The sequence below is a fragment of the Candidatus Aminicenantes bacterium genome, from assembly GCA_026393795.1.
Classification (GTDB): Bacteria; Acidobacteriota; Aminicenantia; order UBA2199; family UBA2199; genus UBA2199.
On record JAPKZL010000219.1, the window covers coordinates 1 to 11,221 of the forward strand.

Below are 11,221 nucleotides of genomic sequence, written 5' to 3' on the forward strand. Positions count from 1 at the left end.
AATATATAATCGTCCTCCTCTTCGGTTCCGCTTTCCTTCCAGCGGTTCAGCCTTTTTATTTTCTGCTGCCAGGTATAGTGGCATCAAGCATATGCAAGGTTTTGTGCAGTGAAATGGCCGGTAGAGGAAAGCCCATGATTAACACAGTAGCCGCTGGAGTTTCGCTGGCGGTTAATATACCACTTAACATATTCTTCATTCCAAAGCTGGGTATTGCTGGCTCAGCTTTGGCTTCAACCATTTCTTATACTGTGACTGCCATGGTTGTGCTTGTTGCTTTCATGAAGATATCAGGCAATAGTCTTTTTGACATGCTGGTCATCAAGCCTCAGGATTTTAGAATTTATATTGGAGCTTTGGCGAAGATGAGATGTTTTGTTTTATGGAGAAGATAGATGGCACATCAGGGAAACATTAGTGAGTTCGAAATTCGGATTGCAGAGAGAGGGATCGGCTCCACTATCGAATTCCTCCAGCAATAAGCAAGATATGATTGACAATCGGTAAGATAAGACAACAAATAAATGACCTGGGGTTGGGATCGCTGACCCTGATCCTGCTTTTCAATTTCCTATTGCAAATATATATTTTTTTCGTTAAACTCCTTTTGGTTGCGGACAGTGCATCCTCTTGTATTCTGTAGGAAAAGAAAAAATGGAAATCATTTTCGGCCCAATTCTGGACGGCATCACCGGCTATGCGTAAGATTATTCATCTCACGACTGTTCATAGCCGCTATGATGTCCGCATTTTCTATAAACAGTGCCGTTCCATCGCTGCTCATGGGTATGACGTGACGTTGGTGGTGCAGGATGGGCAGGGAGATGAAGACCGTGATGGGATTAAAATCATTGATCTGGGAAGTCCCCCCTCCGGCAGACTCAGACGGATACTTTTGTCTCCCTGGCGAGCGTATCGCTTACTGCGCAACGTACCGGCCGACATTGTTCATTTTCATGACCCCGAGCTCCTGCCAGTTGGGTTTCTTCTTAACAGGGGTAAACATCATTTCATATATGATTCACATGATGATATTACGCGAGATATCTTATACAAGTATTGGATTCCTACTGTATTTCGCAAAATGCTTTCATTTTTATTTGAGAAATTGGAGAACTTCATCGCCAAGAGGCTGGATGCGGTTATTTGCGCTACGCCATTCATAACCAAACGCTTCAAGGGTATCAATCCAAATAGCCTTACCATCTACAACTACCCAATTCAGGATGAGTTCAAACCCGCTGATGAAAGGCAGCCGTTTTCTCGTACCATATGTTATATAGGATTAATTTCCAGAGAGCGCGGTATAACGCAACTAATTGAAGCACTAGATATATTACAGGATGTGAAGCTGATTATTTGCGGCCCATTTCTAAGGAAGGCCTATAAGGAAGAGTTAATGTCGTTGACGGGCTGGAAATTCGTCGATTATAGGGGCATTGTCGGGCGAGATGAAGTGAGCAATATTTTGGCATGTTCGGCTTTGGGCGTGGCCACATTATTGCCCAGTCTGAACTATGAGTATTCGCAGCCAAACAAGATGTTTGAATACATGGCGGCCGGAATGCCTTTGGTAGTGTCCGATTTTCCCTTGTGGCGTCAAATCGTTGAAAAAAATCAGTGTGGTGTATGTGTGGATCCTTCCTCGCCTGAAAAAATAGCCCAAGCCATTGCCGGCCTGTTGTCCGATAAAGCAATGTGCCGCGCAATGGGAAGAGCAGGAAGAGAAGTGATTGAAAAACGATTCAACTGGATGAATGAGTCAAAAAAACTCCTAAACTTGTATGGGGAAATAAAGTAAAAGTACTGACCCTTGTCGGCGCCAGGCCCCAATTCATTAAAGCCGCTCCAGCCGCAAGGCTTTTGCAGTATATGGAAATATCACCGAGGTACTTGTAACGCAAAAACATAGTGTTGGTATCAGAATTTTTTCTGATTCTTCAACCGGACCACGATCGCTTCCATCTCGCCGACCAGCTGGTCGAAGCGCTTGAGGGCGGCGGCGTAGGGCGCGGCCGTGGTCATGTCCACGCCGGCCTTTTTCAGGATCGCCAGCGGATAGTCGCTGCCGCCGGCTTTCAGGAGATCCAGGTAGCGGTTCTGCGCCGGGACGCCGCCGTGCAGCACCATGTCGCTCAGGGCCATGGAGGCGATGAGCCCGGTGCTGTACTGGAACACGTAGTAGTTCAGATAAAAATGGGGGATGCGGTTCCATTCGACCGCGATATAATCGTCGACCTGGCAGACCCCCTTGTCGTGGCCGTAATACTGGCGGGTCAATTCCAGGTATTTCTGGTCCAGCCAGTCGGCGGTCAGGGTCTGCCCCTGTTCCACGCGGTTGTGCATGACCAGTTCGAACTCGGCCAGCAGCGTCTGGCGGTACAACGTGGCGCGGAAGCCGTCCAGGTAATTGTCGAGGATGTACAGCTTAAAAAGGTCGTCCTTCTCATTCTTCAACAGGTAATGCATCAGCATGTGCTCGTTGAAGGTCGAGGCGATCTCGGCCAGGAAAGTGGTGTAGTTTGACGTGGCGTAGGGCTGGGTCAGGTTGGAAAATTGGGAATGCATGGCATGGCCGAGCTCATGGGCAACGGTGGAAACCGCGTCGTAGTCTCCGTTGAAGTTCAACTTGATGAAGGGGTGCACTCCGTATACGCCGCCGGAATAGGCGCCGCTTTCCTTGCCTTTGTTGGGATACAGGTCCATCCAGCGGTTGTCAAATGCCTGTTTCAGCTGGGCCGCGTAATCCTTGCCCAGCGGCTTCAATGCTTCGCTGATCAGTTTCCTGGCCTCGTTGAAGGTATAGGTCTTATCGACGGCTTGGACCGCCGAGGCGTAAACGTCCTCGTAGCGGAACTTGGGCAGGCCGAGCATCTTTTGCTTCAGGACGAGGTAGCGCTGCAGGGCCGGCAGGAATTCGTGTACTGAGCGGATCAGCTGTTGGTAAACCTCGGACGTGATGTTTTCGCCGAACAGGCGGGCTTCCAGGCAGTTGGTGTAATTGTGGATCTGGGCGCTGAACCAGTGCTGCTTGATGGCGCCGTCCTGCAGGATGGCCAGGGTATTCTCGAATTTTTTCTGGTTCTTCCAGAAGGCGGTCATGACCGTGGTGCGGTCGGCCGCGTTTTTCGAGGCGCGCAGACGCAGATAGGCGGGAAAGTTGAGGGTTGCCTTCTGCCCGTCGCTGAGGGTGATTTCGGCCGGCGGAAGCTCCACGTCGTTCAATTGCCCGGACGCGCGCCCGGGAGCGCCCGAAAAAAGGCCGGTCAGCGAGGCGATGCGCTGTTGGTCTCCGGGCAGGATGTGGTCCTTTTCGCGCAGGATGCTCTCGATGGTGAAGCGGTACGGGGCCAGCTTGGGTTCGGCCTTGAGATAAGCGGAAAACTTTTCGACGCCCAGGGCCAGGACGTCGGGCTGCAGGAAAGCCAGCTTGGAGTTCAGCTGCACCAGGATGGAGCGGATCTCCCCCTCCATCCTCTGGAAGAGGTTGTTGCCCATGTCGGTGTCGCCCTGGTGGCTGGCATACGAGCTCAGGCGGCTGCTCCTCAGGTCGATCTCGTCGATCAGGTCAAGGAGTGCCAGCATGGACTGGGCCGAGGCCGTCCAGCCTTTCGTTTTTTCGTCGATCTGGGCGATGCGCGCGACCACGGCTTCCTTTTCGCCCTGCCAAGCTTCAATTGACGGAAAAAGGTCCTCGATTTTCCAGGTATATTCCGTCGGCACGTCCTTGCGGTCGTTCATGGAATAATCGGGGATCGTTTTTTGGCTTTTCTTTTCTTGGGCAACGTTCAGCAACGGCGGTAGCAGGAGGCCGCCCAGAAGTAAAACAAACAGCGGATTAACTTTTGTCATTGTTTGGCTCCTTGATCAGAAAGCAGATACGGAAAAAGGCCGGGTTTGGTTTTGATTTTTCTTGTCCCGAGATAAAGCGAAAATTATTTATAAATCAATAAAATTGAACTTTTTTTGTGTATAATACGTCTTTAGTAAAGAAAGGAACATGCGCTGGCAAGGTCATGAACAGCAGAACCATAACAGTCGGCCCGGGTACCGTTTCGCAACGTCACAGTGATCGTCAAGCCTGTGGAAAAAGCCTTTTATGGCTCAGGCCGGTTTCCATTTGCTGCTGGGTTGCCTTTCTGGTTGCTGCATCAGTCCTGCCGTTGCCCGGATACACCGATGAGCCCCCTTTCCAGAATATTTCCGTCGAAGACGGTTTGTCCCAGAATACGGTCATCTGCATGCTCCAGGACCGCAACCATTTCATGTGGTTCGGCAGCGAAGACGGGCTGGACCGTTTTGACGGCTACAGCTTCAAGGTCTATCGCCACAGCCAGCACCACGACGAAGGGCTGAGCCATGACCGCATCAGCTGCCTGCTGAATAATCGCGACGGCACGATCTGGATCGGCACCCTGGGCGGCGGCCTCGATCATTTCGATCCCGGGCGCGAACGCTTCAGCCATTATCGCCATGACCCCCACAATGAGCGCAGCCTGAGCCATGATACCGTCCAGGCCATCCTGCCCGACGGCAAGGGGTCCTTCTGGGTCGGCACCGAAAACGGTTTGAACCTTTTCGACCCCGGGCGCGGGACATTCCTGCGCATCCTCCATGCCCAGGAAAGGGCCGGCGTCAACAGCGCCTGCGCCATCCTCAGCCTGCACCAGGACAATGCCGGGATCTTGTGGATTGGCACCCGCGACGGTCTTCACCGCTACGATCGTGCCAGCGGCCAGTGCCGGGCGTTGAGCGGCAGCGGCGCTGCCATCATCCATACCGGCAAAGGCAGCGACCAGATCAATACGATCTTTGAGGACAGTTTGGGCAACCTCTGGCTGGGCACCGAGGCCGGGCTCGTCCTTTTCAACAAACGTGACGGAACTTTCCAAAGCAAGGAAAGCGGCGGGACTTCGCCCCTTCCTCATCTTTACCGCAGCCGCATCCTGGACATCATCGCTGATGACCGCGGCGGCATCTGGATCGCCTGCGAGGCGGGAATCTATTTTTTCCCCCAGCCGGGGCAGCTGGCCATTTATTTCCGGGCCGGCGCCGTACCGCACCTCCTGCTCCAAGACCGTTTTGTCCTGTCGTTGTACCAGGACCCCGAGGGCATTCTCTGGGCCGGGACGTTCAGCGGCATTTGGAAATATGACCTGCGCACCCGGCAATTCTCCCTGTACGGCCCCGAGCTCATCGAAAGGGAGCGGAGCGATTTCCGCTTCCCGGTTCTCTCCGTTTGCCAGGACAAGCGCAGCTGGCTGTGGATCGGAACCTACAAAAACGGCCTGTTCGGAGCCAATCGCAGCGTGGACGAGAAAAAAACCTTCACCTCCCTGCCCGGCAATCCGCGGGCTGTCAAGGAGATGCTCATTTCCGCCCTGCAGGTCGATCGCGGGCAAACGCTCTGGATCGGGACCACCAGCGGGCTTCACCGCTATGACATCGGCCGTGACCGTTTTACCGGTTATTACCACAGCGGCAAGAACGGCGGCGGACTCAGCAACGATTCGATCCTCGCCATTTTCGAGGACCGTTCAGGCCGGCTGTGGGTCGGGACCGAGGACGGATTAAATCTTTTCGATCGCGGCCGGGGTAGTTTTCGCGTTTATCTCAACGACCTGCCGACGGCGTCCCGCTTCGGCCCTGATATCGTAATCGCCATGTACCAGGATGCCGGCGGCTCGATGTGGATCGGCACCTATGGAGGCGGCCTTTACCTTTTCGATCCTGAGAATGGCAGGTTTGTCAGAAATTACCGCCACCGGAGCGATGACCCTGCCAGCTTGAGCAGCGACAACATCTATTGCTTTTTGGAAGACAGCCGGGGCCGCTTTTGGGTCGGCACCAACAGCGGCGGCCTGAACCTCTTCGACCGGTCCCGGGGGACGTTCAGCCATCTGACCACCGAGGAAGGGCTGCCCAACAATACCATCCTGGGGATACTCGAGGACAAAGCGGGCAACCTGTGGCTGAGCACCAGCCACGGGCTTTGCCGCTTCGATCCGCAGCGGAACGTTTTTCGCAACTTTACCGCCCGTGACGGCTTGCAGGCCGACGAGTTCTTGCCGAAGGCTTTTTTCAAGGGCGCGGACGATGAGCTGTTCTTCGGCGGCCCGAATGGCCTGACCTGCTTTTTCGCGGAAAACATTAAGGAAAACCCCCATGTGCCGCCGCTGGTGATCACCGAAGTGGAGATCTTCAACCGCAACCAGACGATCGCCGGCGACATGAGCCGCATCAAAAAGCTCGAGCTGGGATACAAGGACTCGATCGTTTCCTTCGCCTTCGCCGCCCTCTCCTATGCCGATCCGCGGCGCAACCAGTATGCGTACAAGATCGAAGGCTTGCACGATGACTGGATCCATATCGGCAACCGCCATGAGATCACGGTCAGCAATCTCAGGCCGGGGCATTATGTTTTCCGGGTCAAGGGCTCGAACAACCACGGCGTTTGGAACGAGCAGGGGGTGGCGCTGGCCATCGACATGCGGCCGCCCTGGTGGCAGACCTGGTGGTTCCGCGTCTCGGCCTTCCTGCTGTTGGTTTTTGTTTTCATCCTGCTCAACCGGACCCGCACCCGGCGCTTGGCGGCGCGGATCAGGACCGAAGCGGCCATGGAGCAGTACTTAAGCAAATGCGATATTTCGCAGCGCGAGAAAGAGATCGTCATGCTGCTGCTCAAAGGCAAGAGCAACAAGGAAATCGAGGATGCCCTCTTTATCGCCATGGGCACGGTGAAGAATCATATCTACAGCATCTACCAGAAAATCGGCGTCAAGAACCGTGCCCAGCTGATTACCCTCTTCAAGAACCTCCAGGTCAAGTAAATACAAATTTTTAGATTTGGTTTACGCCAGCAGAAAACCATAATGGTGGAATTCTGCAATAGCAGGCAGCATTTGACAAAAAAAATATTTTATGTTATTAAAATTACTTAATTGATGGAAGGATGTTTTTTATTTTTAAAAGTAAGGTTGAGACTACGCAAGTAGCCAACGGCGGCAGCACAAACTATCCGCCAGGCGGAACGCCGGCGGATATAGTTTGTATACCATCACTATGGTTTCACCAAGTTTAACAAGAAAGTGAAACCATCTCATGCGAAAATCATAGTGAAAGTATCTCCCGAGTGGATACGAGGGGCAGCATAAATCATCCGTCAACATTGACGGATTTGATTTATCTGTCCCGCTGGGACAGCATAAATCATCCGCCGACCTTGGTTATTCTCACTATGATTTCAACCAGCCATGTGAATAGTCACACTATAGTTTCAGCAAATTCTGGCAGTCGCTGAAACCATCTAGTGTGACTATACCAACACTATATGTTTTTGGCGGCACACCGAAATTGCCAAAAACATAGTGTTGGTACTGTCGAAATCATCAAGTGAGACAATCCCCGAAGATGGTGGATCTAATTTATCTATCACGTTGAGACAACATATTTATTGTTTAAACCAGATTCTTGAACAAATCACAGGAGCAAACCATGAGCGAAACTGTTCCAAATCAAAGATTGAATGTTGATGAAATTGATTTAACTGCAATTTTCGCCATTTTTTGGCGGCATTGGAAACTGATTTTCTTCGGTACCCTGGGGGTAACTTTGCTTGCGGTGGCATTAAGTTTTTTTATCCCCAAAACCTATCGCAGTGAGGGGTTTTATCAACTGGGAAACCCGACAGAAAAAAATATCGGCATTTCTGTTCCCTTGTTCAAGAAAAGCGCCCCGCAGTTTTCCAACCCCGACCGCTTTTATCAATATGCCAGTATGAATAAATCTTGCAGCAAAAATGATCTTGCCAAAATTAAAAAAGATTTCCAGACCATGGCTGCCATCAATAAATGGATCCTGCCAGTGTATGCCATTGCCAAAGGAGATTTAGCGTCGGCCAAGGATGAATCTAACTCGGTACTGGGATTATCCTTGAGTTATGAAGCCGATTCTCCACAAAAAGCTTATAACTGCGTCAGCTTCTTCGGTCAATATGTCCGCGATTGCCTGCTGTATGTGTCGTTGTACGAATACATCAAAGATGATTATAGCAAAGTTATTTCGGAACTGAGTAAGAATGAGAACAACATTATCATTGCTCAGTTTAATGTGCTGCAAAATACCAAAAAAATGCTGGATATCAAGGCCATTTTGACCAAGTATCCCGCATCAGCCATGATCGAAAACCGGCAACTGGTCTCAGTCCAGGAAGGAGGATCTCGTTTCCTGGCACCGGTCACGCAATTGGTCGGCATCGAATCAGCCCTGGCCGACCAGCGGCGAACTCTTGCCGAATTGGAACGAGAAAAGGAAAAATTGCTTATTCAAAGGGAATATTTTTCAAAGTGCAACGATGCATTGAATAAACTAGGAAGACGCGGAGAAATGATTTTTACGCAGATCAAAGCCATCAAATGCGAGGTGTTTAAAAAGAAGGATTTTGCCATAGGTACAGTAAAAGAGGTTTTCAACAATCTGAACATCGACCTGCAGACATTTGACCTTGCTTTTTTCACCAACTGCCGCTTCATTTCCGGCCCCACTCTCCCTGAGAGGCACATCGCACCGCGAAAAAGCATCATTGTTATTACTACCTGCTTTCTTTCTTTTTTCTTTTTCATTGTTTTGACGCTGGTTCTGCATTGGTGGCAGAGCAACAAAAAGAGAATCAAAGCATTTCGGCAAGAGTGAAAAAGGTTTAAGTGGTTAAGGTTCAAGAAAAAAGGTGTGAAGATGGCGTATCGTTCGTTTGAGGAGTTGGATGTTTGGAAGCGGGCTTGCAGGCTGGCGGTGCGCGCATATGAAATTTTGAAAGATTGCCGAGATTACGGATTGAAAGACCAGATGACGCGAGCGGCGGTCTCCATAGCTTCCAATATTGCTGAAGGGGCCGAAAGGAATAGCAAGGCCGAATATATTCGCTTTTTGCATTGCCAAGGGCTCAACCGGCGAATTACGCACGCAAGTCTATATCGCCCAACAAATCGGCATTTCCCCGGATACCCAAGCCATTGAACTCGTTACCGAACTAAAAGAAATATCATCCATGCTCCATGGCCTCATCAAATCCGTTTCCCTTAAAACTTAACCCTGATCAACGATCAACGACTTAACAACCAACGATAATGGCAAATAGCATTAATAAAAACACTTTGCTAATAACTGGCGGTGCCGGTTTCATCGGTTCCAACTTCATCCATTATTTATTCAATAATAGCGGATTTCATGGAAAGGTTGTCAATTATGACAATTTAACCTATGCCGGGAACGAAGATAATCTAAGCGAAATCAAAGAAAAATGGAATGAGGAAAGATACTTTTTCATAAAGGGAGATATCGGCGACAGGCAGCTGTTAAAAGAAACGTTATCGCAGTTTAAACCGCATGCCATCGTCAATTTTGCCGCGGAAAGTCATGTGGACAGGTCCATTGATTCACCCATGGTTTTTATAGATACCAACATAAAAGGAACCGCTACCCTTTTGGAAGAAGCCCTTGGTTATTGGAAATCATTGGCGGGGTTGGAAAAAGATCAATTCCGGTTTTTGCATATCTCTACCGATGAAGTGTTTGGCGCCTTGGCGGAAACCGGATTTTTCACAGAGACAACCCCATATAATCCAAGTTCTCCCTATTCCGCGTCAAAAGCGGCTTCCGATCATTTGGTGAATGCATGGCACAGAACGTTCAATTTGCCGGTTTTGCTGACCAATTGTTCAAACAACTACGGCCCCTACCAGTTTTCTGAAAAGCTGATTCCCCTGATGATCATCAATTGCTTGCATGAAAAGCCTCTACCGATTTACGGCAAGGGGGCCAATATTCGCGATTGGCTTTATGTGGAGGATCACTGCAACGCTTTATGGCAAGTTTTGAACAAGGGAAAGATCGGCGAGTCATACAATATCGGGGGCGGCAATGAAATCAAAAATATCGATGTTGTTAAAAACATCTGCGCTATCATGGATGAAATCAAACCCCGAGCCGATGACCAATCGTATCAGGGCTTGATCACTTTTGTCACCGATCGGCCGGGCCATGATTATCGCTATGCCATTGATTTTTCCAAAATTAAAAATGAGTTGGGCTGGAAGCCAAGCCATAGTTATCATTCCGGTTTAGAAAAGACCATTAAGTGGTACATAGACAATAAAACCTGGTGGCAGGCGATTCAGGAAAAAAAGTACAATTTGGAAAGGCTTGGAGTGCGATCATGAAAGGAATTGTTTTAGCCGGTGGGGCCGGCTCCCGCTTATGGCCGGTTACCAAAGTTGTTTCCAAACAACTATTGCCTCTTTATGATAAACCCATGATCTATTATCCGTTATCTATATTATTAATGGCTCATATTCGAGAAATACTCATCATCTCGACCCCCACTGATTTGCCAAGATTTGAAGACTTACTGGGGAATGGGGAAAACATTGGTGTTTCTTTATTATATGCGATACAACCAAGACCAGAGGGGTTGGCTCAATCATTTATCATCGGCAAAGAATTTATTGGTCATGATAGCACTTGCTTAATTTTGGGAGACAATGTTTTTTATGGGGCCGGATTAAACGAATTACTGAAGAATGCTGTAAACATAGTGAATAATGAGAAAAAAGCGGTTGTGTTTGGATATTATGTTAATAATCCAGAACAATATGGTGTTGCTGAATTTGATAACGAAGGAAATGTAGTTTCCATTGAAGAGAAACCAAAGAATCCAAAATCTCATTATGCGGTCGTTGGCTTATATTTCTACCCCAATGAGGTGGTAAAGATCGCACAAAAGATAAAGCCGAGTGCTCGTGGTGAACTGGAGATCACCTCTGTAAATGAAGAATTTCGCAAACAACAAAGACTGAAATTGGAAATGATGGGAAGGGGATATGCCTGGCTTGATACCGGGACTAATGAAACGATGACCGAAGCAACCAATTTTGTGCAGACAATTGAAAAAAGACAGGGCCTTAAAATTGCCTGTATCGAAGAAATTGCCTGGAGAAATCACTTCATTGATGATATTCAACTTTCAAGAGTTGCCGATTCCTTAAAAAATAGTCAATATGGCCAATATTTACATAATTTATTAGAAAAATTATGAAAATCATATCCAGTGAAATCCCTGATGTGAAAATTATTGAACCACAGATATTTGGCGATAGCAGAGGCTATTTTTTTGAATCATATCGGCATGAAGTTTTTGAAAAAGAGATTGGGGCTATACGCTTTG

Annotated in this window: 8 protein-coding genes and 1 pseudogene; 8 read left to right on the top strand and 1 reads right to left on the bottom strand. The window is 49.1% G+C overall.

Features of this window, described 5'->3' with window-relative positions:
• Both NTW95_10720 and NTW95_10725 read left to right on the top strand, forming a co-directional pair.
• Window positions 1-395, top strand: a 395-nt coding sequence (locus NTW95_10720; GenBank protein ID MCX6557886.1) for a polysaccharide biosynthesis C-terminal domain-containing protein, incomplete at its 5' end; no start/stop codon positions are given.
• A 302-nt stretch (window positions 396-697) separates the two neighbouring features.
• Complete coding sequence (locus NTW95_10725; GenBank protein ID MCX6557887.1) at window positions 698-1,801, top strand: glycosyltransferase family 4 protein; 1,104 nt, start codon at window positions 698-700, stop codon at window positions 1,799-1,801.
• A gap of 119 nt (window positions 1,802-1,920) precedes the next feature.
• Here the strand turns inward: NTW95_10725 and pepF are convergent, their stop codons facing one another.
• Entirely contained in the window at window positions 1,921-3,852 is a 1,932-nt protein-coding gene (gene pepF, locus NTW95_10730) for an oligoendopeptidase F (GenBank protein ID MCX6557888.1), read from the bottom strand.
• A gap of 311 nt (window positions 3,853-4,163) precedes the next feature.
• Here pepF and NTW95_10735 point away from each other — a divergent pair, with 311 nt between their 5' ends.
• The 6 genes and pseudogenes from NTW95_10735 to NTW95_10760 form a co-directional block, all read left to right on the top strand.
• Entirely contained in the window at window positions 4,164-6,830 is a 2,667-nt protein-coding gene (locus NTW95_10735; protein ID MCX6557889.1) for a LuxR C-terminal-related transcriptional regulator, read from the top strand.
• A 664-nt stretch (window positions 6,831-7,494) separates the two neighbouring features.
• Entirely contained in the window at window positions 7,495-8,691 is a 1,197-nt protein-coding gene (locus NTW95_10740; protein ID MCX6557890.1) for a Wzz/FepE/Etk N-terminal domain-containing protein, read from the top strand.
• A gap of 42 nt (window positions 8,692-8,733) precedes the next feature.
• Window positions 8,734-9,088, top strand: a pseudogene (locus tag NTW95_10745) (four helix bundle protein).
• A gap of 37 nt (window positions 9,089-9,125) precedes the next feature.
• Window positions 9,126-10,217 carry a dTDP-glucose 4,6-dehydratase gene (gene rfbB, locus NTW95_10750; GenBank protein ID MCX6557891.1) on the top strand — a complete coding sequence of 364 codons (1,092 nt, stop codon included), beginning with the start codon at window positions 9,126-9,128 and terminating at the stop codon, window positions 10,215-10,217.
• The gene (gene rfbA, locus NTW95_10755; protein MCX6557892.1) at window positions 10,214-11,092 is read left to right on the top strand and encodes a glucose-1-phosphate thymidylyltransferase RfbA; all 879 of its coding nucleotides are present in this window, start codon (window positions 10,214-10,216) and stop codon (window positions 11,090-11,092) included. The genes rfbB and rfbA overlap by 4 nt, the downstream gene beginning before the upstream one ends.
• A partial coding sequence (locus NTW95_10760; protein ID MCX6557893.1) for a dTDP-4-dehydrorhamnose 3,5-epimerase family protein occupies window positions 11,089-11,221 on the top strand: 133 nt, incomplete at its 3' end. The genes rfbA and NTW95_10760, both read left to right, overlap by 4 nt.

Bases quoted from the DNA above. Each gene is read 5' to 3' on its own strand.
- NTW95_10725 (MCX6557887.1), top strand. From the start codon at position 698: ATGCGTAAGATTATTCATCTCACGACTGTTCATAGCCGCTATGATGTC.
- pepF (MCX6557888.1), bottom strand. From the start codon at position 3,852: ATGACAAAAGTTAATCCGCTGTTTGTTTTACTTCTGGGCGGCCTCCTG.
- NTW95_10740 (MCX6557890.1), top strand. From the start codon at position 7,495: ATGAGCGAAACTGTTCCAAATCAAAGATTGAATGTTGATGAAATTGAT.
- rfbB (MCX6557891.1), top strand. From the start codon at position 9,126: ATGGCAAATAGCATTAATAAAAACACTTTGCTAATAACTGGCGGTGCC.
- rfbA (MCX6557892.1), top strand. From the start codon at position 10,214: ATGAAAGGAATTGTTTTAGCCGGTGGGGCCGGCTCCCGCTTATGGCCG.